Raw genomic sequence first — 5,838 nt, forward strand, 5'->3', positions numbered from 1 at the left:
ATATAATGAGCGTAATAGATTTTTAAGTTAAGAGGTTAACACCCGTCATAGAATTTATTGATTGTTAGATCGCCAATATTGATGAGTTGAGTTTGATCTAAGGTGTAAGATCGCGTGAATTGAACAAAACAGTTATAGCCCTTTAATTCTCTAAATTGCCTTTCTCTACCCGTGTAGACTATGAGGGTTGGGTTGAATTTCGGTCCATAGCTGAGCAACTGATAGTCATCAGTTTGCATCGCGTTTTTAATATTGTCTGAATCTAATGCAATAGCGCCCCATCTAATCCATACATCTTGGTCTGGCAATTGAATGAGTTTTTCTTTCTCTAAGCCTTCGATGGCTGCTTTGCCCATGACTATTTCATTGGTTACGTTAAAAGCGCCGATGAAGCCATCGAGCGTTGCTTTTGTTGCATCCGATTTGATGTTTAAAAATCGAGGTGCAGCCGTGACAGCGACAATACCTAAAATAGCGATAACCGAAACCAACTCAATTAACGTAAAGCCTTTGTTTTTCATAAATACCCTTAACTATTGATGGGGTAAGTCTATCAATAAGGGGGAGGGAGTAAATAAATGAAAGTTTGTTATAACTTTATGAAATGTAAGGGTAAGTTTACGAAGTTTAACAAGTGAACTAATGCTTGAAATCTAATTGGTTTATTGGTTTTAAAGTGTACGGATTGTCTAACTTATGAGATCTGATGATGGCGCGATGAAGTGATGCATTAATCTATTTTTAGCCTCAAAAATAACAAAGCCCGTTGGGCGACGGGCTTGTTACTTTCTTCGCAAAATTTAGGTGAAGGACAGTGGGATTTTCCTTACCTTTTTGCTTGCTTTCTTACCTGATTTATTTGGTTTTCTTTTGCTTGAGTTTGGAATCATCGCACCTCCTAAATCATTTTTCTGAGCTTTATTTTTTTCAACCGGTTGTGTTGCTTGGTGTTGCATTTTGTAGCTAACAGCGTGGGTGTTCACTGTATGGGTACTTATCAATGGAGAGATTAACAAGTACATCATACAAAGCATAAAGGGTGCCAAAACGTAAGTCATTGATTCTTCGTTTGTGTAGCTCTAGGAGCTCAACTACGCTGTCTTTTTGATTCTCAATTTGAGAAAAAGTGGTTTTGAATTGCTTAAATTAAGAACACTCTCTGCGGTTTCTGTTACTTAGGCATAGATACAGCTTTGCTTAACACGTAAACTGGGTCGTAATTCACATAGACCAAGGACGTGCTATGAACCTCAAGCTTGATACTCTCGCTCCCACTCAGGTTTATCACCTGATGACTCAAACCGTCGTTCCTCGCCCGATCGCGTGGGCATTGACGGAATCTTCTGATCAAGCGTACAACCTAGCGCCTTTCTCGTATTTCACGCCTGTTTCCAGCAATCCGCCGCTACTGATGTTATCGGTCGGGAAGAAGCCATCGGGCGAAATCAAAGACACCACTCGTAATGCCCTTGAAACGGGTAAGTTGGTTATTCACATCGCGTCAGCCAGTTCTGCCGAGGTGATGACGGCGACAGCAGCCTCGCTCGATCATGGTGACTCTGAAGTCACTGCGAATAATATCGAGTTGGTTGAGTTTGAAGGTTTTTCTTTACCTAGAGTGAAGGAGTGCGCTGTGGCTTTTGGCTGCACATTGTATGAAGTTAAAGAAGTCGGTGAAGTACCGCAAAGCCTTATCTTTGCTCAAGTTGAACAGGTGTATATCTCTGAAGGTGTGATCGATAAAGAGAGCGAACGCTTGAAGATTGATGCACTAGCACTTGATCCTTTATCCCGACTAGGCGGAGGCGAATATGCCACGCTGTCTAATGTCTTCTCTGTCGCTCGTCCTAAATAAGCGTTAACTATTTAGCTCCAGCGGATAAGATCGTTAAAACCCGTTCCTCAATCTAAGTGCCACATAATTTTATGTTAGATACAAAATACTCGCAGTACATCCAACATCGTATTGACCAAAAAACTAAGCCGCTTGGCGCATTGGGCTTACTCGAAAAAGTTGCCTTTCAATTAGCATTAATTCAGAGCCAAGGACAAGAGTCGGCGGCCGAACATATTGAATTGAACAAGCCGAGTATCATTATATTCGCAGGCGATCATGGTATCGCTGACGAAGGTGTGAGTATTGCGCCAAGTGCTGTCACGCAGCAGATGGTATTGAACTTCTTAAACGGCGGTGCTGCGATTAACTGTTTTTGTGCTGTGAACAATATAGACATTACGGTAGTCGACACGGGCATCCTATTGCCAGTTGAAGCTGATTCTTCAATGCTAGTGTCACAACGTTTGGGTACACGAACCAATAACTTTGCCAACGAAGCCGCAATGAGTTTAGAAACGGTAGAACGTGGTATTGAACTGGGCGCGGAGCTTGTATCTAGAACCATTTCGAATGGCACGAACATTATCATGTTCGGTGAGATGGGTATCGGCAACACCAGCAGCGCGTCTGCCATTTTGAGTGCGTTAGCAAAGCGAACTGCGACAGAGTGTGTTGGTTTAGGTACAGGCATCAATAACGAACAACTCGCACGTAAAGTGGCGCTGGTTGAACAAGGTGTTTCGCGCTGTAAAGGGCTCGATCCTAAATCGATTTTAGCTCAAGTCGGTGGCTACGAGATCGTGCAAATGGTGGGTGGTTTCCTTGGTGCTTACCACAACAGAACGCCAGTATTGGTCGATGGTTTTATTGTGTCAGTTGCGGCGTATGTTGCGACCTTGATTGACCCGAACTGTCGCGATTACATGATCTTTGCACATCGCTCTGAAGAGTCTGGACACAAAATCTTACTAGACCTGCTCGATGCTGAGCCATTGCTCGACCTTGGTTTAAGGCTAGGTGAGGGCACGGGCGCTGCACTGGCGATGCCAATCCTTCGAGCGGCGGCAGAGTTTTACAACAATATGGCGAGTTTTGAGAGCGCTGGAGTAACGGTTTAATGAGTGATAAGCCAGAAAGATCATTGAGAGATCGCATCGCTTATCAATGGGAACTGTTTTCGTTAGCCATGGGCTTCTTTTCTCGTTTGCCGATGCCAAAGAATACACCTTATTCAGAAGAACGTATGAACCGCTCAGGTCGCTACTTCTCTACTGTTGGCTTACTACTCGGTGTGTTGTGCGGTGGGGTATTTTTATTGCTTGATGCTGTACTACCAAGTGCCATTGCCATCTTTTTGATGATGAGTTTCAGCTTGATGCTCACCGGTGCTTTCCATGAAGACGGCTTGACTGATATGGCGGATGGCATTGGTGGTGGCATGACGCTCGAACGCCGTTTGACCATCATGAAAGATAGCCGAATTGGTACCTATGGCGCATCAGCATTGATAATGGCACTGCTTGGCAAGTGGGTTCTGCTCAATGAACTCGTCAGCACGGTCGGATTGTTCATGGTCATCGTAACTGGCTACACCTTCAGTCGTGCGATTGCGGCCTCCCTTATTTATGACATGCCTTATGTTAGCGACTTGGATACGAGCAAGAGTAAGCCTTTAGCCAACAAACAAACCAAGGGGGAGCTTGTCTGCCTTATGTTGGTTGGCCTGTTGCCAAGCTTGTGGTTTGGGTTAGCGTTTACGTGTGTTTTAGCTGTGATTGCTTACCTGTTTAGAGTGGGCTTCAAAAAGTGGTTAATTGCACGCATTGGTGGCTTTACTGGTGACTGTTTGGGCGCGGCTCAACAGTTGATGGAACTGCTGATTTACGTTGTGTTTACCGCTGCGTTTTATAACGGCTTTATGTAACTCATTCAGGATTTTAGAGGCAACACATGACAACCAATAATCAAGCGTATCAGAGTCATCACCATCTTGTTTTAGGTGGCGCGCGCTCAGGTAAGTCGAGTTTTGCAGAACAACAAGCATTATGTGCAATTGAAGCATGTTCAAATGGGCGTCTACATTACATAGCGACTGCGACCTATTTAGACGATGAAATGCGTGAACGAATCGCACACCATCAACAACGTCGTGGCGAGCAATGGATTGAGCATGAAGTACCCGTCGAATTAGCCGAAAAATTGCAGTCTTTTGAGAAAGAAGATGTGGTGCTGATTGACTGCCTAACATTGTGGTTGAACAACATCATCTTTGAACTGGGTGACGACGCAACCAATGAACAGGTTGAAGCCGTGGTTGAAGTATTGGTCAAAAGCGTCGAGCAAAGCCCGGCACAGATCATCATGGTATCGAACGAGGTGGGTTTAGGGGTTGTTCCACTCGGGAAAGTATCGCGCTTATTTGTTGATAATGCTGGTCGTATGAACCAAGCAGTTGCTCGCGTTGTCGAACATGTCACTCTAATAGCCGCGGGGTTGCCACTACACCTTAAGCCTTCAAATCATTCTATTAACGCTCAAGGCTAGGTCACTGATATGGTCAATGGAACCACCAAAAACATCTATTTGCTCAGACATGGCAAAGTGGAAGGGAAGGCTGCGCTAAACGGTGTCTCTGACGTATTGGTCAATCCGGAGCTTCAACAGCAGATTTGTGACGCTTTGGTACATCAGGATATAGCGGTTGATGCGGTCATCACTTCACCGTTGAAGCGTTGTAGCGATTTAGCTCACTTGTACGCGGAGTGCATGTCTGTGCCTTTGTCTGATGCTCCTGAATTTCAAGAGATGAACTTTGGCGAAGTGGATGGTATCGCATTTGATGAGCTTGAGGACAAGTGGGCAATGCTCGACACTTTTTGGCAAGACCCATCGAACCATAAGCTCAATGGTGCAGAAAGTTTACGGAGCTTCCACGAAAGAGTAACTCAAGCTTGGTCGCAAGTTTTGAACGATCCAAGTGACAATCTATTGTTGGTTACCCATGGTGGCGTTATTCGTATGTTATTGGCGCATTGCCTTGATATTGATTGGAAAAATCCGAGTCTGTACTCAAAGTTGTCGATCGAGAATGCATCGATAACCCATATTCAAGTGACCCAGTTCGCGCAGAGCTTTATCAGCGTCAAAGCGATAGGCCTGCCTGTTCTCTGAGTGTCCAAAAACACAGTTTAAGAATTAACAATCTTAGAAGTATTAAAAGTAATTAGAAGTATAAAGCGGCGTTAACAGTCGCTATACCAGATTGGTATTACTACCTACGTGAAAGGAATTTAGTCATGACAACACCGAGTTGGGATCTGAGCATTGCTTATCGCGATCTTGATGATGCAAAAATTGAACAGGATATTGAACTCATTCAACAGTGTATCGAACTCTTGTACCTCCATGTTGAAAAGCGTCACATCATTCTGGCAATGCAAAACGCAATCCAGACCTCAGAAGCGGCAGGCACGCTACTGAGCACAATTAACACCTTTGCTAACTGTCACGCTTCAGTAGATGCGACTCATACAGAAGCCAAAGCGCTGCTTGGCCGTGTCGCAAAGCTGAACTCTGAAATGTCACAAGCGTTTAGCCCTTATGAAGATACGCTGATTCACGCAGAGCCAGAGTTTATTGATGCCGTTTTAGAACACGATAGTGCAGATGTTGCAGGCCAACGCTTCGCGATTGAAAGCTCACGTAAGCTATCAAGCAGCCGTCTCAGTGTGGCTGAAGAACAGCTTTTAGCAGCCATGAAAGTCGATGGCCGTGATGCATGGGGTCGTTTATACGATAACCTTACCGGCTCATTGAAACTGTCTTTGAAACTTGATGGTGAAGAAGAAGCACTTGGTTTCTCACAAGCCGCTAGCTTGCTGTATGGCAGTGAATTCGATAAACAAGAACCAGCATGGCGCGCTGTTCAAGGTGCCATGAAGACGCACCAAGAGTCATTTGCTTCGATTCTAAATGCGCTTGCAGGTTGGCGCCTGACTGAA

At 44.7% G+C, this 5,838-nt stretch carries 7 protein-coding genes and 1 pseudogene; 6 read left to right on the forward strand and 2 right to left on the reverse strand.

Features of this window, described 5'->3' with window-relative positions; all coding sequences use genetic code 11:
- Nucleotides 1–35: 35 nt before the first annotated feature.
- Nucleotides 36–521, reverse strand: coding sequence for a type II secretion system protein (locus BCT81_RS19590; RefSeq protein ID WP_102425540.1), 486 nt, complete (start codon nucleotides 519–521; stop codon nucleotides 36–38).
- 279 nt (nucleotides 522–800) lie between these two features.
- On the reverse strand, nucleotides 801–1,058 hold the full coding sequence (locus BCT81_RS19595; protein ID WP_102425541.1) for a hypothetical protein: 258 nt from the start codon (nucleotides 1,056–1,058) through the stop codon (nucleotides 801–803).
- Nucleotides 1,059–1,243: 185 nt separating this feature from the next.
- On the opposite strand from BCT81_RS19595, the gene BCT81_RS19600 reads away from it, so the two are divergent.
- The 6 genes and pseudogenes from BCT81_RS19600 to BCT81_RS19625 form a co-directional block, all read left to right on the forward strand.
- Complete coding sequence (locus BCT81_RS19600; RefSeq protein WP_102425542.1) at nucleotides 1,244–1,855, forward strand: flavin reductase family protein; 612 nt, start codon at nucleotides 1,244–1,246, stop codon at nucleotides 1,853–1,855.
- 71 nt (nucleotides 1,856–1,926) lie between these two features.
- Complete coding sequence (gene cobT, locus BCT81_RS19605) at nucleotides 1,927–2,955, forward strand: nicotinate-nucleotide--dimethylbenzimidazole phosphoribosyltransferase (RefSeq protein WP_102425543.1); 1,029 nt, start codon at nucleotides 1,927–1,929, stop codon at nucleotides 2,953–2,955.
- Complete coding sequence (locus tag BCT81_RS19610; protein ID WP_102425544.1) at nucleotides 2,955–3,761, forward strand: adenosylcobinamide-GDP ribazoletransferase; 807 nt, start codon at nucleotides 2,955–2,957, stop codon at nucleotides 3,759–3,761. Before cobT ends, BCT81_RS19610 begins: the two co-directional genes overlap by 1 nt.
- A gap of 26 nt (nucleotides 3,762–3,787) precedes the next feature.
- Nucleotides 3,788–4,381 carry a bifunctional adenosylcobinamide kinase/adenosylcobinamide-phosphate guanylyltransferase gene (gene cobU, locus BCT81_RS19615; RefSeq protein WP_102425545.1) on the forward strand — a complete coding sequence of 198 codons (594 nt, stop codon included), beginning with the start codon at nucleotides 3,788–3,790 and terminating at the stop codon, nucleotides 4,379–4,381.
- 9 nt (nucleotides 4,382–4,390) lie between these two features.
- Nucleotides 4,391–5,008, forward strand: coding sequence for a histidine phosphatase family protein (locus BCT81_RS19620; RefSeq protein WP_102425546.1), 618 nt, complete (start codon nucleotides 4,391–4,393; stop codon nucleotides 5,006–5,008).
- Nucleotides 5,009–5,133: 125 nt separating this feature from the next.
- Nucleotides 5,134–5,838: pseudogene (locus tag BCT81_RS19625) on the forward strand (oligoendopeptidase F); the annotation flags it as partial.

This window comes from Vibrio sp. 10N.261.52.A1, from assembly GCF_002876325.1.
Lineage (GTDB): Bacteria > Pseudomonadota > Gammaproteobacteria > Enterobacterales > Vibrionaceae > Vibrio > Vibrio chagasii.

What these genes read in the sequence shown, in the direction of transcription:
- BCT81_RS19590 (WP_102425540.1), bottom strand. Translation starts at nt 521, where the DNA reads ATGAAAAACAAAGGCTTTACGTTAATTGAGTTGGTTTCGGTTATCGCT.
- BCT81_RS19595 (WP_102425541.1), bottom strand. Translation starts at nt 1,058, where the DNA reads ATGACTTACGTTTTGGCACCCTTTATGCTTTGTATGATGTACTTGTTA.
- BCT81_RS19600 (WP_102425542.1), top strand. Translation starts at nt 1,244, where the DNA reads ATGAACCTCAAGCTTGATACTCTCGCTCCCACTCAGGTTTATCACCTG.
- cobT (WP_102425543.1), top strand. Translation starts at nt 1,927, where the DNA reads ATGTTAGATACAAAATACTCGCAGTACATCCAACATCGTATTGACCAA.
- BCT81_RS19610 (WP_102425544.1), top strand. Translation starts at nt 2,955, where the DNA reads ATGAGTGATAAGCCAGAAAGATCATTGAGAGATCGCATCGCTTATCAA.
- cobU (WP_102425545.1), top strand. Translation starts at nt 3,788, where the DNA reads ATGACAACCAATAATCAAGCGTATCAGAGTCATCACCATCTTGTTTTA.
- BCT81_RS19620 (WP_102425546.1), top strand. Translation starts at nt 4,391, where the DNA reads ATGGTCAATGGAACCACCAAAAACATCTATTTGCTCAGACATGGCAAA.